We start from the raw sequence: 18325 nt of genomic DNA, 5'->3' as shown, positions 1-18325 counted from the left end.
ATTTAGGCGCGCTCGCATGCCTTAATCTTGAGCCAGTAATCGACTCTGCAGTTGTTCTAGTCGCTCAATCGTCCCGACATCGCACCAATAAGCCTTAAAATGCACACCTTGTATCCGCTGCTGGCTCATTGATTGCTTCAGCACAGGTCCCAAGGCTTGTTTACCTTCGGGTAAATTTATAAATAATCGAGGATGGTAAATGCCCAAGCCAGCAAAGGTTAACTTTGGCTCATCATCAACCGTTAATTGGCCATTCACATCAATAGCAAAATCCCCCTGCGGATGATGCGCTGGATTATCAACTAACCATAAAAACGCGTCCGCTTCAGCTTGGATAACCTTTCGATAAGCTAACGAGACATCGGGCAAGTAATCGATAAAGATATCACCGTTGATGACTAAAAAGGGCTCATCACCTAATAATGGTAATGCGTGCTTGATACCGCCAGCCGTTTCTAACGCAGTGGTTTCATCGCTATAACGGATCTGTACTCCCCAACGACTTCCATCGCCTAATATTTCAGGTAATTTATGCCCTAACCACGCCTGATTGATCACGATGTCACTCACCCCCAGCAAAGCAAGTTTCTCTATGTGATATTCTATTAATGGTTTACCGGCAACGCTCACTAACGGTTTAGGTAAGGTGTCGGTTAAAGGTCGTAAACGCTCTCCACGCCCCGCAGCCAAAATCATTGCTTTCATGCTTCGCTTACCGCCTCATCAATACTTTTACGGTTTACTCGCGGTAAAATCACCTTATTAACCCATTGACTAAATTCAGCAATTTGTGAGTACTGCATACCAATATCAGCAACGTATTGTAAGGTTAATGGAATATCAGCCAAATAACCGCGCTTGGCATCACGATGGTATAAACGAGCAAAAATACCTGCGGCTTTAATGTGGCGTTGTATGCCCATTAAATCAAACCATTGTTGATAAGTTGAAAACGTTACATCGTCACTCATCAATTGATGATCAATTGCCAGTTGATAATGATATCTCATCAACGGATTAACGATATCGTCAGGCCAGCGCACGTAACAGTCACGTAGCAGAGAGACAGCATCATAAGTGACTGCGCCATAGACGGCATCTTGAAAGTCGATCACCGCTAACGCTTGATTATTTATCAGTAAATTACGGCTATGATAATCACGATGCATACCGACTTGAGGCTGTGCAAGGACATTTTCGGTTAACGCATTAAAGGTCGACTCAATCATTGCCTGTTCATTGTCCGTCAACGAGTAATCTAAATGCTCTTTCAGAAGCCAATCGACAAAAATCGCTAACTCTCGCATCACAAAAGCAGCGTCATAATCGGCCAGCGGACCATCTTGGGTCTCGGTCACGGATGCAATAATGGGTAATAAGTTTAATGCGCGCTGATAATAGTCACTCACATTAGCTTTATTCAGCACGGACAAGAGTTGTAATTCGCCCACATCAGTTTGCAAAACAAAGCCATAGTCATCGCAGGTGGCAAGTACTTCGGGTACTAATAACCCAGCATGATGGTAAGCTTTTGCAATCGCCACAAAAGGCGCGATAGGCACTAAATCAATGGGCGAATCAGAGACAATATAATGCTTACCTTGATACTGAATACGAAAATAACGTCGAAAACTGGCATCACCACAGATCAAACTAATGGCAACGTTATCGCCGAAATATTGGTTTAACCAGTTACTTAACGCAACAAATCTTGGGTCAGATAAAATCATCTCAATGGCTCTTAACTAAAAATTGCTTTATTATAGCCAGCATAACATTTGGAAACAGCTAAAGAATGGAATGTTTCATCTAGCTGAGTATCTTTTTCTCTCCAAAACTTTCCGGAATCAGAATTCATAAATTATTGACAACAATGCAGATCCGTTATTTTCTGGCACTAAGCCTACTCCCAAATATCGTGTTGGCTGATGAGCCAACAACGACCGAAGCGCCTGCGCTACAATGCGTTGTTGCGCCACCTGTTTCTCGTTCATTCGAAGATCGTGCAGCATTAACCGGTATTTCTGACGATCAGATTGTTATCATTAGTGATCACTCTGCTGTTTCTTATAACGAGCAAGCCGAATTTTCAGGCGATGTTAGTTTCAGCCAAGGGTTTCGTCATATTGCGGCTGACAATGCCGTATTAGATCAAAAGCAACAACGCTTAAATGCTAACGGCAACCTAATATTTAAAGATGAGTTATTTACCGTTACTGCCGATACACTAGAAGCTCAAATGAGTACCAATAACGCCACCTTAAAAGGCGCACAGTATTGGTTGCATGGCCAACAAGTTCATGGCGATGCTGAAAAGTTACAGATTACGTCAGACAATAATTTATTACTGACCAAAACTAACTTTTCAACCTGTCCTCCGGGTGATGAATCATGGCTGCTTGAAGCGGACATGATCAAAATTGACAGTAAAGAAGAATGGGGTGAGATTTGGAATGCCAAGCTGCGTATTGCTGACATTCCAGTGCTATATATTCCATATATGACAGTACCGGTATCTGATAAACGTAAAACAGGCTTTTTATTCCCAAGCTTTAGTACCAGTACCACGAATGGTGTGGAAGTCAGTACCCCTTATTATTGGAATATTGCGCCAGAGTTTGATCTTACTTTCACTCCGGATTTCATGTCCTCACGTGGGCTGTATACCAAAACTCAATTTCGCTATCTTGCCGGTGAGCAACAAAACGGCCAGTTCAATGTCGAATACTTAAGTAATGATAGTAAGCTAACCTCAAACGCTGACCGATATTTGTATCATTGGAGTCATCAAGGGGCCATCAATAAAAACTGGCGTGTCAGATCAGACTATACCGATGTGTCTGATAACAATTATTTCAACGATTTAAATTCCGACGTTAACCGTTCAACCGACAACCAGTTATCACGCATTGGTGAAGCCAGTTATTTTGAACGTAACTGGGATTTCAATATGCGCGTACAAGACATTAAAGTACTTGGTGAAGACGAAAAACCCTATCAAGTGATGCCACAGTTAAACTTTAACTATCGTGCTGCCGATATTTTTAACTCTATCGACTTTAAGTTTAACTCTGAACTGACCAACTTTCGTCATCAAGATAATGACTACAATACCGCGACTCGCTTACACTTAGTGCCTAGCTTAATCTGGCCAATTCAAGGGCCTGCGGGCTCGTTTACCAGTGAAGTTAAATTACTACAAACCCAGTATTGGCAGCAAAATATCGATCCCAATTCAACCTTAGATAACAGCGTAAGCCGCACTATTCCGCAAGCGCGTTTACATGGTCAGGTTAATTTCGAGCGAGCTACCCAAATGTTTGACGAACAATACCGTCAAACCCTAGAACCGCAAATTCAATACCTTTATGTCGGCTATGAAGACCAATCCAATATTGGTATTTATGACACCGCGCAACTACAAGAAGACTATTATGGCTTGTTCCGCGATCGCCAATATTCAGGCTTAGATCGTGTAGCAGATGCTAACCAGTTTACCTTGGGCTTCACCACCCGTTTATTTGACCAAGCTAACCGCGAAAAAATGAAGTTTAGCGTAGGTCAAATCATGTATCTACAAGACTCAAAAGTCAGCATTGATGATACCTATGAAGAAACAACGCAGTCGACGTCGGTATTAGCAGCAGAACTCGATGCTCAGTTATATAATGACTGGTTTATCAGTGGTTCGGTTCAGCACGACACTCAAACAGGTGAGAATAAAAAGAATGAAGTCACCTTGGATTATCGTCCAAGTAATGACAAATTATTACAGCTAAGCTATCGCTTTGTTCCAGACTTACTCAATACCAATACCAATGATAAAGTTGATATTTCTCAAGCAGGCGTAAGAACATCTTGGCCTCTTAGTGACAACTTATATTTTGTTGGTAACTACTATTATGACCTTAATGAATCTCGTAGTATTGAAACCTATACAGGCGTGCAGTATGAGTCATGTTGCTGGGCATTGCGTCTGAGTTATCATTACCGAATTAAAACAAACTACGATGATGACTTGTCAGCCGCCATTGACGGACGTGAAGAGTTTGAGAGCGGTGTTTATCTAAACTTTGTCATTAAAGGCTTAGGGGGATCGGGTCCATTAGGAGTCGACGACATGTTAAATGAAGGCTTATTTAACTACCGTAAACCACTTTACTTGAGGAATTAACAATCTTTTGTGATAGATTGCTGAACCTAGCGATAAACTCATAGTCCAATAACAACAAACATGCTGTTGAGTATGATGTAGTAACCTTATTTTGGCGATCTATTGCCAGTTTATATTGAATCGAATGTGCCAAGGATTTTGTGGATGAAACACAGTAAAAAAATAATTTTTGCATTACTAGCACTGGCTATAAGCAACACCAGTATTGCTGCGCCAATACCATTAGATCGCGTAGCGGTACAAGTTAATGACGGTATCATTCTTGAAAGTGAAATCAGCAACATGATTACCACAGTCAAAGCCAATGCCAAATCGGCTAATCAAACGTTGCCTTCTGATGACGCCTTGCGTACTCAGGTTATAGAACGCCTCATTTTAACCCATTTGCAAATGCAAACAGCTCAACGTATCGGTTTGCAAATTGGCGATTTACAATTAGACCAAACAATTGAAAATATTGCTAAAGAGCAGAAAATATCGGTTGCACAGATGCGCCAATCGATTGAGAGCGAAGGCACTAGCTTTAGTCAATATCGGGAACAGCTACGTCAAGAAGTCACCTTAGGTGAAATTCAGCGTATTCAAGTACAACGCCGAATTCAGGTGTCGCCGCAAGAAATTACTGGCTTAGTGAAACTGATTCAGGAACAAGGCTTAAAAGATGTTGAGTTTCAAATTGGTCACATCCTGATTGAAGTACCAAGTAACCCAACCAGTGAACAACTTGAAAGTGCTAGTCGCCGTGCAGATATCGTGCTTAAACGCTTAAATGACGGTGATGATTTCCGTAGCACAGCTATTGCATCGTCTTCGGGTCCAAAAGCGCTAGAAGGCGGGATCTGGGATTTTATGAACATTAATGAAATGCCAACCTTATTTGCTGAAGTGGTTAGTACAGCTAAAAAAGGTGACATTATTGGTCCGATTAAATCAGGGTCAGGTTTTCATATTATCAAAGTAGTCGATACTCGTGGCTTACAAACTCAAGAAGTTGAAGAAGTAAAATCACGCCATATCCTATTAAAGCCCTCACCGATTTTATCGGAAGAGCGTGCTAAAGCGATGTTAGCCAACTTTTTAATTCAAGTGCGTGCCGGTGATGCTGATTTCGCTAAATTAGCCAGTCAGTACTCTGAAGATCCAGGTTCTGCAGCTAAAGGTGGTGAATTAGGCTGGGCAGACCCAAGCATGTATGTGCCAGAGTTTTCACAAACTCTAGCAAGCCTTGAAGAAGGTCAGTACAGTGAACCGTTCCGTTCAACGCATGGCTGGCATATAGTCCAACTTGAAGCTCGCCGTAAAACAGACGCAACAGAACAATTTAATAGCAACCGTGCTCATCAATTAATCTTCCGTCGTAAGTTTAATGAAGAGCTACAAACCTGGTTAGACGAAATGCGTTCAGAAGCGTATATCGAAATCGTTGAGCCAGAAAGCAAACGAGGCTAAGCATAATTAATGACTAAACGTATTGCCATAACACCAGGCGAACCAGCAAGTATTGGTCCAGACTTAGTCATCAAACTCGCTCAACAGGCTTGGCCTGTTGAGTTAGTTGTTTGCGCCGATCCTGATTTGCTCATGACGCGAGCAAAAATGCTTGGATTACCCTTGCAACTTATGCCTTACCAATCATCACAACCACCAAAACCTCAAGCTGCAGGGACATTAACTATTGCGCCTTTTGCATTAGCTGAAGAAGCTAAATGTGGTGTGTTGAATGAAGCAAACAGTGCATATGTAGTAGAAACCTTGCGTTACGCCGGTGAGAGAAATATGTCGAATGAATTCGACGCCGTCGTCACTGGGCCAGTGCATAAAGGCATTATTAACCAAGCGGGTATTCCGTTTAGTGGTCATACCGAATTTTTTGCACTGCAAGCTAACTGTGCTGATGTTGTCATGATGCTTGCCGCTCCAGGCTTGCAAGTGGCATTGATGACGACTCACATTCCTTTAGCGTATGTCGCTAAAGCGATTACCCGTGATAGACTGCATCATATTATTACCATTTTACATCGCGAGTTAGTCAGTAAGTTTGGTTTAGGCTCACCTAAAATTTATGTGTGCGGACTCAATCCACATGCAGGAGAAGATGGCCATTTAGGCCGTGAAGAAATTGATACCATCATACCTGCGCTCAACGAGCTACGGGAACAAGGTATGGATATTGTTGGCCCCTTACCGGCCGATACGCTATTCCAACCTAAGTATCTCGAACAAGCTGACGTGGTATTAGCCATGTATCATGACCAAGGATTACCTGTGCTTAAATCATTAGGATTTGGCAAGTCGGTCAATATCACCTTAGGTTTACCTTATATCCGTACTTCAGTCGATCACGGCACCGCGCTAGAATTAGCCGGCAGTGGCCAAGCGGATAGCGGCAGTTTTACCTGTGCATTAAACAAAGCCATCGAATTGGCCTCAAAAAGTAAGTAACCCATTTTAATGAGTAATAAAGTACATTTAGGCCATACGGCCAGAAAGCGTTTTGGACAAAACTTCTTAACTGATCAAGGCGTGATTAGTAGCATAGTAGGTGCTATTGCACCTGATAATAATCATGTGATGGTCGAAATTGGACCTGGCCTAGGTGCCTTAACTGAACCTGTTGCAGACATGATTGATAACCTCACGGTTGTTGAATTAGATCGCGACTTAGTTAAGCGCCTACAATATCATCCAACACTAAAAGACAAACTGACCATTCACCAAGGTGATGCATTGCAGTTTGATTTTAACCAATTGCAACAAGCTGGCAAAAAAATGAAAGTGTTTGGGAATCTTCCTTACAACATTTCAACGCCCTTGATGTTTCATTTGTTTGAGTTTGCTGAACAAATAGAAACAATGCATTTTATGTTGCAAAAAGAAGTCGTATTACGTTTATCGGCTAGCCCTGGTAACAAGGCATATGGCCGCTTAACGGTAATGGCACAATATTATTGCCAAGTGGTTCCTGTACTAGAAGTGCCGCCAACCAGCTTCACTCCTGCCCCTAAAGTGGATTCTGCAGTCGTCCGATTATTGCCTTATGCAGTCAAGCCTTGGCCATGCCAAAATGTTGATGTATTAAGGCACTTAGTGACAACCGCATTTAATATGCGCCGTAAGACATTACGTAATAATTTAAAAACATTATTGTCAGACGACGATTTTGCTACGTTACAAGTTGATGCAAGTTTGCGGCCCGAACAAATTAGCGTCGAGCAATACGTCACAATGGCTAATTTTCTGTGTGACAAAAAAGATTAAATATAAGGGCATGCGTATTGAGCATGCCCTTTTGCTTTAGGATCTAATATGAGCCAAGTTGAATCACCGATAAAAATTAAAGTCGACACCCAATATTTAGAACAACAATCTGATGTTGCCGATAATAAATACCTCTTTAGCTACACGATAACCATTATCAATCTGAGTGATAACAAAGTAACTCTAAAAGACCGTCATTGGATTATCACCGACGCTGACGGCGATAAAAATGAAGTCAAAGGCCCTGGTGTTGTGGGCGAAACGCCGACCATTGCTCCGAATACCGCATATCAATATACCAGTGGTACTGTAATGGAAACGCCAGTCGGTTTTATGCAAGGTTTTTATGGTATGGAAGATCATAAAGGAGAGCGCTTTTTAGTCGCAATCCCACCTTTTCGTCTAGCGGTTCCTGGGATATTTCAATAACTTATGGCTAACTATTTTGTTGGCGATATTCAAGGTTGTTATTCAGAATTACAACTACTGCTGCAAAAAGTGGCTTTTAATCCGTCTAAAGACCAACTCTGGGCCGTAGGTGATCTTATTGCCAGAGGAACTGAGTCACTTGCAACCCTGCGTTTCTTCCAGTCTTTACAAGATTCTGCAAAAGTGGTGCTCGGTAATCACGATTTACATCTGCTGGCTTTGCACGGAAAATTAAAGCGACCTAATCCCAACGATCATCTTGACGAACTCCTCGATGCACCTGATATTGATAATTTGGTCACTTGGGTTCGTCAACAACCCTTGATTCGAACCCTACCCGAACACAATATCATCATGACGCATGCCGGTGTTCCCCCTCAATGGGACTTGACCATAGCTGAGCATGAAGCAAAACAAGTGAGCATAGCTTTACAGCAAGATGATTATTTAAGCGAATTAATTGGCAAAATGTATAGCGACGATACCGAACAATGGTCGCCAGCACTGGCTGGTATAGCTAGGCTACGTTACTGTATCAATGCCTTAACTCGAATGAGATTCTTGCACTTAGATGGAAGTCTTGATTTTAAGTGTAAATTACCGCCCAGCAAACAACACTCATCAGATTTACGCCCATGGTTTGAATTCCCATCGAAAATAGTGCCACAAAACACCTTAGTTTTCGGACATTGGGCAGCATTAATGGGGCAAACAAATAACCAGAAAATTCTGGCATTAGATACTGGTTGTTGCTGGGGAGAGCACCTCACATTATGGCATCTTGAAAAGAATGAAAATATTACCCAAAAAAGGTTAGTTTAACGTTAAACTAAAGTAGCATTTAGCCGATAACTAAATGTAGAATTTGTTACGCTTGCCTGAGAAACAATCACCCTCTAATAAATTCGATATGATGACATGCAACAGCACACACCAGAAAAATCAGGATCAAATAATAATAGCCGGAGTACTGTATGAAAATTAATGTAGCGACCAGAGTCATTGGCGGTTTTACCGTGGTGACGCTGTTATTGATAGTACTCGGTGGTGTAACCATGCTGAGTAATGACAGAATTAAAGATGGAGCGACAATTCTTAACACTATCAGTTTACCTGCGCTTGAAAGAACGAGCATTTTAAGTGAAAACTTAAGCTCGCAACAAATTGAAGCACTACTGGCTTATTACAGTACTCGTTCATCCCAAATTCCTGCCATAAAAAAACAGTTATCAGATTTAGATAACACCTTTAAACAAGACCTCAGTAGCTTAAACAACTTAGTCAGTAAACAGACGCAGCTTTCAGCCCCCTTAGCGGCATTAAATAAAAGCTATACTTTGTATGGTTCCAATGCCACAAAGATGCTTCTTGAACGTCTAAGTGCGCTTACCTTACAAGAACAGTTACTTAAGATGCGCAGTAATCTTGAAAACGCAGCGGATGACTCCTCATCGATTCTGTTAGATATTATCGATCTAGAAACTAGCGAGGACGAAACTGAACGTAGTTTAGCCGCAACCGCCAGTGTAATCGATAGTACATTCATCAATATCATTACCACAATTTATGATTTAGTGGCGACAACTGAACAAAGCAAATATGACTTAATCATTAAAGAACTCGATTACATGGTCAGCGAAGCATCGACCAAATTAGACTTTATCAACACTAAAGGTAACGGTGTTGTAAACAGTTCAACTTTAGAAGATTTAACTGCTGAAAGCGCAAAAGTATTTACTTTGCTAAAGGGTAATGACTCAATTATCGCTCTTAAACAGCAGCAATTAAGTCATGAGTTTGCCGCGGCTAAACAGCTTGTAGAAACTCAAAGTTCCGCCAAAGACGTCAACAAGAAGATGACTGTTTTGGCAAAATCAATCGATACTTTCGCAAGTGACATCAGTAATTCGGCGTTAGATATTATTGATTCCGCAGCAATTAAAACCCTAATAGTGGTATTAATGGCAATTGTCGTCGCTATTATCGTTAGTATTGCGGTTGTTAAACCACTGACTAATTCGTTAGAAAAAGTCAATAAAGCCCTTAATGTATTGGCATCAGGTGACTTAACTCATAAATTAGATGACACAGGTCACGATGAGTTTGCCGAATTGGCTAAAAACTGTAATCGCTTAGTCGACAGCCTACGCAGTCTTATTATTGGTATTGTCGATCGCTCGAACCAATTAGCGGCTGCAGCTGAAGAGACCTCTGCCATTACCTCGCAAACAACTATAGGTATTCAAGAACAAAAGAGCCAAGTCGATCAAGTTGCTGCTGCGACGACTGAGTTGAGCTCAAGTGCACAGCAAGTTTCAATGAGCGCAGATCAAGCACTCAATGAGATTAAGCAAGCTGACAATGAAACCCAGCACATGCGTACCCTTGCAGAAGAAAGCAAAAATACCATTATTGCCCTTGCAGAAGAAGTCGCAAGAGCCGGAGTTGTTATTAATAAGGTTCATTCAGACAGTGCATCGATTGGTTCTATCTTAGACGTAATCCGTGGGATTGCCGATCAAACCAACTTACTGGCGCTAAATGCCGCGATTGAAGCAGCAAGAGCGGGTGAACAAGGTCGAGGTTTTGCGGTTGTTGCTGATGAGGTTCGTAACTTAGCATCACGTACGCAACATTCAACCAGTGAAATTCAGCAAATGATTGAAGTTTTACAAGTCGGCACTCAGGAAGCGGTTGCCGTAATGGAGCAAAGTCGAGGTCAAGCCAACAGTTGCGTTGAAAAGAACGAGCAATCTAATATTGCCCTCGAAACTATCAGCAAGTCGGTTCACCGAGCCTATGATTCGGGTAATCATATTGCCCATGCTGCGCAAGAGCAAAATATCGTTAGCCAACAAGTTTCCGAAAAACTTGAACATATCGCATCGATTTCAGAAGAAACCTCAATCGGAGCAGATCAAACTGCACAATCAAGTCATCAAGTTGCAATGCTTGCTGAAGAGCTACAAGCCTCTGTACGCGAGTTTAAGGTCTAATTGATAACCATTATGCTCAAATAAATAAAAGGTCCCTCTGGGGCCTTTTTTATTGCTATCAATATCAAATGCAAGGTTAACCCTAATCGATGGAATAGCTGGTTTATTAATGTATCACATTGATTAACTCACTATAGTCGGACATATAACAGCTAAAAATAACCGCAACTGAAGTTTAGGGATCGAATCAGTAAAGCTTAATAGCAACATTTGGCCTAGCTCTTATCAAACTAATACTCAATGTAGCCTATTGCAAATCAATGCAGCTGGCGAGACTGAGAAGAGTTAGATATATGTTTATATTCCCAACCAAGGTTAAATAGCACACTAAAATCAGCTTTAATCGAAATAACACTCTTAAGCTTGCTCATAAATTACCGACATAAAAAATGCCGATAATTACTTATCGGCATTTCTGATTCGCTTTATGTTACTGCATATTCAGATGATTAATCATCTGACTCAGCACCACCACCAAGACGGTCTTTGATCGCTGTTGTTATTTCGCTTGCATCGTAACCATTGGCAGAAGCCCAATCTAAAATAGCTTTACCGTCAGCTTCTGGAGCAGCAAGATCTGATGATGGCATACGTTTAGCAATAAATTCACCCACATTACCCGCGTTCGACTTGTAGGCAGTACGCAATAAACTGCTGCCATCACAAGAAATACTGGAGTATACGTTACGTAATTTAACACGGCTCTCTTTCATTTTTTTACGTAAGCGGTTTTTATCATCTGATTTCACATAATCACAAATATTTGCAACTAATTGATCTGTATCGGCAATAGCAGGTACTGATACAAAAGATGATCCAATCAGGGCTGCGATAGCTACAGGCAATAGACGCATCTGACACTCCTTTATTTTTTTATAGTTATATAGCTATGTATAGAGATCATATTTTAGATCGCTGTCAAACTAATTCAGGGTTAAACACGCCTAATTTAACACTTTTTATGTAAAGTGTTAAAGCTATATTGCAATCCTTTGTCGTTTGTTGCATTTACTGAATTCTGTAATTGCCAAGATCCATCATCCCAATCAGGAAACAAGGTGTCACCATCAACATCAAGATCGATTAACGTAAGGTATAAAATATCAGCTTTGGGTAATAATTGTTGGTAAAGCTGACCACCACCAATGACGACTATTTCGTCACAATCGCCAGCAGCAGCAACAGCATCATCAAAGCTTTGAACACAGGTCACGCCATCAATACTCAGCTGGCTGTTACGACTTATGACGATATTATGTCGACCGGGTAATGGCCGCCCAATTGATTCAAATGTTTTACGACCCATTACCACAGGTTTAGACAAGGTCATCGCCTTAAAATGACGTAAATCTTCCGGTAAATGCCATGGCATTTTATTGTCTTTGCCGATAACTCTGTTGTTGGCCATTGCGGCAATCATTGCAATACGCATTGAGGCAGAATCCTTGTGGTTAGATAATCGATCTGGTGCGATAGTAGAGTAAGCTTGGTAACGCGAGCCCAACGGCAAGCGCACCTAAAATAAATACCGTTTTTAAGCCGTTTAAAATGACTTGTGCAGTGAGTTCAGGGCTGACTTGACTTTGGGCGGTCAGTTGAATCAGAGCAATCACGGTATTAAATGCATAAGTACCTGGCACCATAGGGATAATAGCGGCGACAGCATACATTAATGGTGGGGCTAAATGTTGCTTTGCAAACCGAATCGTCACGACGCCCACAATTGCAGCGGCTGCAAATGTCGCCCATTCTATCGGCATTGAAAATTGCATTAGTAAGGTTCGAGAACTGTGACCTATCGCACCAGCAAGGGCGCAATAGAGTAAATATCGTTTAGGAACGTTAAACACCATGGCAAAACCAATTGCGGGTATCGCGGAAAAAAAAGCGTCATGCAATAACAAACTAATCAGCTCAAGCATTAGAAAATCCCCCCCAATTGCATGGCGATGGTGATACCGATAACAGAAGCTAATGTTAATAACGTTGCATGACCCCAGCGAGAAATGCCTACGTTCATATGACCTTTAACCATATCTGAAATAGCATTAATCAACGGAAATCCAGGCACCAGCATTAATACGCTTGCGGCCATTGCCACTTGGGGAGTATGGGTAATTGGCCACATATAACCGGCTTGGGCAACAACAGTAATAATGAATGCTGTAATCGAAAAGTTAACCAATAAATTGAAATGGCGCGATGCTAGAAAAAGCCGCACCATCATGCCAATCGACGAGGCAAAAAATGTGATTAAACATGCCATCATGTCGCCATCGAATAAATGACAGAAACTGGCACATGACAAACCAATCATAGGGACTACGGCGATTGCAGGATAAGTTTTAGGGGTAATATGAGCGAGGCGGCGGCGAACTTCATTGGCACCATAAATGCCTTTTTCTGCCAATATACAAATTCGCTGTAATTCACAAATCACCGTCATATTAATGCCATGAGCACGAATACGACGAGTGGTCGTGACACAGCGACCGTGTACTAAGCTGGTCAGTACTAATGCATTAGATGAAATTGATATCTCAATGCTAGCAAGACCGAGTGCTTTACCTAGGCGCTGGCTAATCTCTTCAACAAGATCAGACTCAGCACCATAAGCCAACAGTAGTTGCGCACAACGCACTACAAGGCGGGTAATTTCATTTTGGCTATCTTCGTACACGATATCCTCAAATGAGTCTATTAACGTTGATAGATCACTTCTACATCATAATCGTCATCATCAAAATCATCGTCAAAATCATCATTATAATCTTCATTAACGACTTCATCTTCTGCGCTATGGTAATTATCCCATTTAAATTCAACATCAGCATCTGGCGTTATTTCTTCGACAATAGCCGGTAAACTTCTGATGTAGTCGAGCATCTTAATGCTTAACTCTTCAGTACCGGTTCGATTGTAAGCAGACATAGTATAAACATCTCCTTGCCAATCTAGCTCTTTAACGATGCGATCGATTTTACCCTGTAACTCTTCGTCGAGCAGCAAATCGGTTTTATTGAAGACTAACCAACGCGGTTTTGCCGCAAGCTTTGGAGAGTACTTCTCAAGTTCACCAACAATAGCGCGAGCTGAATAGACAGGGTCAACACCATCGATAGGTTCGATATCAATAATGTGTAATAACATGCGACAACGTTCAAGATGCTTTAAGAAACGAATACCTAAACCAGCACCTTCTGCAGCGCCTTCAATCAAACCAGGAATATCGGCAATAACAAAGCTTTGACCTGGACGCGGATTCACCACACCAAGGTTTGGAACTAAAGTTGTGAACGGATAATCAGCCACTTTAGGCGTTGCACGTGAAACCGAGCGTATGAAAGTCGATTTACCAGCATTTGGCATACCGAGCAAACCTACATCAGCAAGCAATAAAAGTTCAAGCTTGATTGAACGAACTTCACCTGGAGTACCTAAGGTCTTTTGACGCGGAGCACGGTTAGTACTGCTCTTAAAACGAGTGTTACCTAGACCGTGGAAACCACCTTTAGCAACGAGAAGCTTTTGTCCATGCGAGGTAAGATCGCCAAGTGACTCTTCTGTTTCTTGGTCAATAGCACGAGTACCTACAGGTACTTGAAGAACTAAATCACTGCCGCCATGACCGGTACAATCACGACCACGACCATTGGTTCCGCGCTCAGCCATATGGAAACGAGTAAAACGGTAATCAATTAGCGTATTAAGGTTTTCATTAGCTTGTAGGTATACACTACCGCCATCACCACCGTCACCGCCGTCAGGGCCACCATCTGGGACATACTTTTCGCGTCTAAAACTCACGCAACCGCTTCCGCCGTCACCTGCTTCTACGCGAATATTCGCTTCATCAACAAACTTCATACTGACTCCTGACGCCACTTAATCTGTAATTATAAACCCAAATAACTGAGTTTTGCAGGAAAGCGCTGAAGATAGCATTCATCACGATATCGCCTACTGCATATAAACAAAATCATCAAACTATCCTATAACAGTTTAATGATATAAAAAACACAAAAGCCCCACCATAGGCAGGGCTTTCGAGATCTAGCTTAGAAAGAATTAAGCTTCGATGCTAATAAACTTACGATTATTAGGACCTTTAACTTGAAACTTTACTTTACCGTCTGTTAATGCAAACAAAGTATGGTCACGACCAATACCTACGTTTACACCAGCGTGGAACTTAGTACCACGTTGACGAACGATAATGTTACCAGCTAGAACTGATTCACCGCCAAAGCGTTTAACACCAAGACGTTTACTTTCTGAATCGCGGCCGTTACGAGTAGAACCGCCAGCTTTTTTATGTGCCATGAGTTAGACTCCTAAATTATGCGCTGATCGCAGTGATTTTAACTTCGGTGAACCATTGACGATGGCCCATCTTCTTGTCGTGATGCTTACGACGACGGAACTTGATAATAGTTACCTTGTCGCCGCGACCGTGGCCAACTACTTCAGCTACGACTTTACCGCCAGCAACTAAAGGAGCACCAACATGCACTGTTTCACCATCAGCGATCAATAAAACTTGATCGAATTCTATGGTTTCACCAGTAGCAACTTCTAATTTTTCTAAACGAACTGTATGACCTTCAGCAACACGGTGTTGCTTTCCGCCACTTTGAAAAACAGCATACATGGCTATTTTACTCCAAATGACTAACACACTAACTCATATTATTGACGAGACTAGGTGCTAAAAAACTTTTAATGACAATGGGCGCGGATTCTACGCGAAGAATTATCATCCGGCAAGTGCTAATTCACTATCAAATAAAAAAGACCCTATTACTGCACACTATTCATTAATAGCTAATGTGCCTTCTTTAAAATTTAGTTAACATGTTTGAGTTAATCTATGCCTAAATTTTATAGGTAAATTGGCAATAATCCAGCAAACTATCGCGAAATCAGGATAATGTAAGCGCAATTGTGTAAATACATACTTTGAAAAATAGCACTAATATCCTGTAAGATATGCGCTCTAATTCGATATGACTAATTAAGGGTGCAAAGCCTGTCGCCCAACAACCAGAGACTATTATGGATTTAAACGCCATTCGTCAACTGGCTGACACTGATATGCAAGCAGTCAATCAGCTGATATATAAACAACTTGAATCTGATGTAGCCCTAATTAATCAATTAGGCTTTTACATAATCAATGGCGGTGGTAAACGTTTACGTCCGTTATTATCTGTATTGGCCGCCCGAGCTGTTGGCTATCAAGGCGAACATCACTTAAAACTCGCTGCGATTATCGAATTTATTCATACCGCGTCTTTATTGCATGACGATGTTGTTGATGAGTCAACACTGCGTCGCGGCCGTGAAACTGCCAATGCGTTATTCGGTAATAGTGCAAGCGTGCTGGTTGGCGACTTTTTATATACTCGCTCATTTCAAATGATGACCGAGCTTGACAGCATGAAAGTGCTTAAAGTCTTAGCCCATACGACTAATGTACTTGCTGAAGGCGAAGTATTACAGTTAATGAACTGTAATGATCCCGATACGACCGAAGCAAACTATATGCGGGTTATCTACTGTAAAACCGCTAAATTATTTGAAGCGGCAACTCAATTAGCCGGCGTATTAGCAAATGTCAGCCCGGAACAAGAACAGGCATTAGCCAATTACGGCAAATACCTAGGTACGGCGTTTCAGTTAACCGATGATTTACTTGATTACACGGCTAACTCCGACGAACTCGGCAAAAACATCGGTGATGACCTCGCCGAAGGTAAACCGACGTTACCGCTGATATACGCTATGGAAAATGGGTCTGATACTGCTAAAAAGCTGATTAGAGACGCGATTGAACAAAGCGACGGTACTAAAGCTATTGATGAGATATTAGTGGCATTGGGCGAGTCTGGTGCATTAGTTTACACCCAAGAAAAGGCGCAAGCTGAAGCACAAAAAGCCATTGATGCACTCGGGGTTTTTCCTGATAATGACTACAAACAGGCATTAATTTCATTGGCTCACTTATCGGTTAATCGCAGTAGTTAGCAATCATCAAGAGCTCAACAATTACCATAAACAGTGGTTTTCTGATGACAAGATTTTATGACTAACGGTATTGAGAAAGGTGTGAATATCAATTCACACCTTTTTTGTTATCACACTTGCCAATTTATCGGTTTATTACCCTGGTTAATTAATAATTGATTGATACTTGAAAAATGATGACAACCAAAAAAGCCCCGGTAAGCAGATAAGGGCGATGGATGTGGGCCGTTCATTACATGATGATAAGGTGCGGTAATCAATCGACCTTTTTTAATCGCGTGATTGCCCCAACACACAAATATGATTGGTGATGCTTGTTGATCTAAGCACTTCAGCACACTATCGGTAAATGTCTCCCAGCCCGCTTTAGCATGTGAATGAGCTAACCCCTGCTCTACTGTCAACACAGTATTGAGTAACAACACCCCTTGCTTAGCCCAAGCGCTTAAATCACCATGTTCTGGGATCACAAAGCCGTCAATGTCATTGGTTAACTCTTTATAGATATTAGCCAATGAAGGCGGTGGTTTTATGCCCTTCTTAACCGAAAAAGACAGCCCGTGAGCTTGATTTGGGCCATGATAAGGGTCTTGCCCTAGTATCACGACTTTAACCGCTGACAAGGGCGTTAAATTAAAAGCAGCAAACACTTCATCATCCGGTGGATAAACAACCTTATTAGCGGCCCTTTGTGAGGCAATAAAGTGCATCAAATCTTGATAATATGGCTGTGATTGTTGTTGTTCAAACAAGGTTTGCCAATGGGAAGTCATCTAATGTATTCCTTCAAAAAATTAGCGATAAATTAGCGAACAGCTCAGGCTTTAGTTTACTATCAACAGATTAATCACTTTTATGCCTAATATGATGCCATTACATAATAACAAAAACACCCCTAAAAATGGTTTTACCCTTATTGAACTCGTCGTTGTTATCATCATACTTGGGATTATCGCAATGATTGCCTTACCAAAATTTGTTGATATCGGCAGAGATGCTAAAATCGCTACGGTAAAAGTCACTGGTGGGGCGTTTTCGTCAGCAATAACCCTAGCGCACATGAAATGGGCAGCCATGGGGTATTCTGGCCCGGCAGATAATTTAGCGATTTTCAGTCAAGCTGGAACCGATGGCCAACTTGATATCAACCAATGGGGTTATCCAGCACAGAATTACCCACCTTACGAGGCTTCGCCAAGACTGGATAATAATAACGACTGCCTCTCAGTCTGGCCTACGCTATTACAAGATGGCCCAAGTGTTTCAATTAGTGCAGATAAGGATATATCGGATTATAGAGCTGAATATATCAATCCAGATCAGTGCCGTTATTACTACAATTTACTACCACTGGTGTCCATATACTATGATTCGCGTAACGGCGAGGTCTTGATAGATTCAAATCCTGATAGCTAATTTTTTACCTGAAATTTTCAAATAA

Annotated in this window: 19 protein-coding genes; 9 read left to right on the top strand and 10 right to left on the bottom strand. The window is 41.6% G+C overall.

Translation table 11 applies throughout. The features are described from left to right. Positions 1–21: 21 nt before the first annotated feature. Positions 22–705 carry an N-acetylmuramate alpha-1-phosphate uridylyltransferase MurU gene (gene murU, locus H5164_RS00505; RefSeq protein ID WP_182722473.1) on the bottom strand — a complete coding sequence of 228 codons (684 nt, stop codon included), beginning with the start codon at positions 703–705 and terminating at the stop codon, positions 22–24. Next, positions 702–1730, bottom strand: coding sequence for an aminoglycoside phosphotransferase family protein (locus H5164_RS00500; RefSeq protein ID WP_182754193.1), 1029 nt, complete (start codon positions 1728–1730; stop codon positions 702–704). The genes murU and H5164_RS00500 overlap by 4 nt, the downstream gene beginning before the upstream one ends. A 143-nt stretch (positions 1731–1873) precedes the next feature. Between H5164_RS00500 and lptD the strand changes: the two genes are divergently transcribed. The 7 genes from lptD (at position 1874) to H5164_RS00465 (ending at position 10857) form a co-directional block, all read left to right on the top strand. Continuing rightward, positions 1874–4174 carry an LPS assembly protein LptD gene (gene lptD / locus H5164_RS00495; RefSeq protein WP_182754190.1) on the top strand — a complete coding sequence of 767 codons (2301 nt, stop codon included), beginning with the start codon at positions 1874–1876 and terminating at the stop codon, positions 4172–4174. Positions 4175–4318: 144 nt separating this feature from the next. Beyond that, positions 4319–5623: a peptidylprolyl isomerase SurA gene (gene surA / locus H5164_RS00490; protein ID WP_124017864.1), complete on the top strand. Its 1305-nt coding sequence runs from the start codon at positions 4319–4321 to the stop codon at positions 5621–5623. Between the two features lie 9 nt (positions 5624–5632). Beyond that, entirely contained in the window at positions 5633–6616 is a 984-nt protein-coding gene (gene pdxA, locus H5164_RS00485) for a 4-hydroxythreonine-4-phosphate dehydrogenase PdxA (protein ID WP_124017863.1), read from the top strand. 9 nt (positions 6617–6625) lie between these two features. Beyond that, a complete protein-coding gene (gene rsmA, locus H5164_RS00480) occupies positions 6626–7432 on the top strand; it encodes a 16S rRNA (adenine(1518)-N(6)/adenine(1519)-N(6))-dimethyltransferase RsmA (protein ID WP_124017862.1) in 807 nt (268 codons plus the stop codon). Between the two features lie 48 nt (positions 7433–7480). Further along, positions 7481–7861, top strand: a complete 381-nt coding sequence (apaG, locus tag H5164_RS00475) for a Co2+/Mg2+ efflux protein ApaG (protein ID WP_124017861.1) — start codon at positions 7481–7483, stop codon at positions 7859–7861. A gap of 3 nt (positions 7862–7864) precedes the next feature. After that, the gene (locus H5164_RS00470) at positions 7865–8683 is read left to right on the top strand and encodes a symmetrical bis(5'-nucleosyl)-tetraphosphatase (RefSeq protein ID WP_182698689.1); all 819 of its coding nucleotides are present in this window, start codon (positions 7865–7867) and stop codon (positions 8681–8683) included. A 152-nt stretch (positions 8684–8835) separates the two neighbouring features. Next, entirely contained in the window at positions 8836–10857 is a 2022-nt protein-coding gene (locus tag H5164_RS00465; RefSeq protein WP_124017859.1) for a methyl-accepting chemotaxis protein, read from the top strand. Positions 10858–11306: 449 nt separating this feature from the next. Here H5164_RS00465 and H5164_RS00460 read toward each other — a convergent pair whose 3' ends face one another. From H5164_RS00460 to rplU, 7 genes are all read right to left on the bottom strand, one after another. Beyond that, complete coding sequence (locus H5164_RS00460; protein WP_124017858.1) at positions 11307–11711, bottom strand: DUF3718 domain-containing protein; 405 nt, start codon at positions 11709–11711, stop codon at positions 11307–11309. Positions 11712–11806: 95 nt separating this feature from the next. Then, positions 11807–12289 (bottom strand): type 3 dihydrofolate reductase, encoded by a 483-nt coding sequence (folA, locus tag H5164_RS00455; RefSeq protein ID WP_124017857.1) that lies wholly within the window; start codon positions 12287–12289, stop codon positions 11807–11809. 19 nt (positions 12290–12308) lie between these two features. Continuing rightward, positions 12309–12779 (bottom strand): threonine/serine exporter family protein, encoded by a 471-nt coding sequence (locus H5164_RS00450; RefSeq protein WP_124017856.1) that lies wholly within the window; start codon positions 12777–12779, stop codon positions 12309–12311. Continuing rightward, a complete protein-coding gene (locus H5164_RS00445) occupies positions 12779–13537 on the bottom strand; it encodes a threonine/serine exporter family protein (protein WP_124017855.1) in 759 nt (252 codons plus the stop codon). The genes H5164_RS00450 and H5164_RS00445 overlap by 1 nt, the downstream gene beginning before the upstream one ends. Before the next feature lie 20 nt (positions 13538–13557). Next, the gene (cgtA, locus tag H5164_RS00440; RefSeq protein ID WP_124017854.1) at positions 13558–14724 is read right to left on the bottom strand and encodes an Obg family GTPase CgtA; all 1167 of its coding nucleotides are present in this window, start codon (positions 14722–14724) and stop codon (positions 13558–13560) included. Between the two features lie 201 nt (positions 14725–14925). Continuing rightward, positions 14926–15180, bottom strand: a complete 255-nt coding sequence (gene rpmA, locus H5164_RS00435; protein WP_011638531.1) for a 50S ribosomal protein L27 — start codon at positions 15178–15180, stop codon at positions 14926–14928. A gap of 16 nt (positions 15181–15196) precedes the next feature. Beyond that, positions 15197–15508, bottom strand: a complete 312-nt coding sequence (gene rplU / locus H5164_RS00430) for a 50S ribosomal protein L21 (RefSeq protein WP_124017917.1) — start codon at positions 15506–15508, stop codon at positions 15197–15199. A 404-nt stretch (positions 15509–15912) separates the two neighbouring features. Between rplU and ispB the strand changes: the two genes are divergently transcribed. Further along, complete coding sequence (ispB, locus tag H5164_RS00425; protein ID WP_124017853.1) at positions 15913–16884, top strand: octaprenyl diphosphate synthase; 972 nt, start codon at positions 15913–15915, stop codon at positions 16882–16884. 110 nt (positions 16885–16994) lie between these two features. Here the strand turns inward: ispB and ung are convergent, their stop codons facing one another. Beyond that, complete coding sequence (gene ung / locus H5164_RS00420; protein WP_182754187.1) at positions 16995–17657, bottom strand: uracil-DNA glycosylase; 663 nt, start codon at positions 17655–17657, stop codon at positions 16995–16997. A gap of 91 nt (positions 17658–17748) precedes the next feature. Here ung and H5164_RS00415 point away from each other — a divergent pair, with 91 nt between their 5' ends. After that, entirely contained in the window at positions 17749–18300 is a 552-nt protein-coding gene (locus tag H5164_RS00415) for a prepilin-type N-terminal cleavage/methylation domain-containing protein (protein WP_207891330.1), read from the top strand. Positions 18301–18325 lie beyond the last annotated feature (25 nt).

Source organism: Shewanella sp. SG41-3 (genome assembly GCF_014164545.1).
Classification (GTDB): domain Bacteria; phylum Pseudomonadota; class Gammaproteobacteria; order Enterobacterales; family Shewanellaceae; genus Shewanella; species Shewanella vesiculosa.
This window is presented reverse-complemented; position numbering and strand designations above follow the sequence as displayed.